This is a genomic window from Streptomyces sp. GbtcB7 (assembly GCF_019091445.1).
Classification (GTDB): Bacteria; Actinomycetota; Actinomycetes; order Streptomycetales; family Streptomycetaceae; genus Streptomyces; species Streptomyces mirabilis.
Window position 1 is genome coordinate 1 of record NZ_JAGXJM010000198.1, and the last position, 336, is coordinate 336.

Genomic DNA, 336 nt, shown 5'->3' on the forward strand with positions numbered 1-336 from the left:
ACTATCTGGGAGAGTCATGACAAGTAGGTTCACCGAGTTGGCCGTTGACTGCCACGATCCGGAGAGGCTCGCGGCCTTCTGGTGCGAGGTCCTGGACTTCAAGGTGATCGACCGGAGCGAGGGCAAGGTCGAGATCGGCTCCTGGGTTCCGACCGTCGAGGATGTTCGGGCCCGCCAGATGCCGCCCACCCTGGTGTTCATCCAGGTACCCGAGGGCAAGACCGTGAAGAACCGGCTTCACCTCGACGTCAGCCCGATCGACGGCAGCACCGAGGACGAGGTGACCAGATTGCTCGGCCTCGGCGCCACCACGACGGATGTGGGCCAGGGCTCAGA

The 336-nt window shown here is 64.0% G+C and carries 1 protein-coding gene; it reads left to right on the forward strand.

What is annotated here, in order from left to right:
• Positions 1–16: 16 nt before the first annotated feature.
• Positions 17–336 (forward strand): VOC family protein (locus tag KVT44_RS55830; protein ID WP_217576924.1); only part of this gene is annotated, 320 nt, incomplete at its 3' end.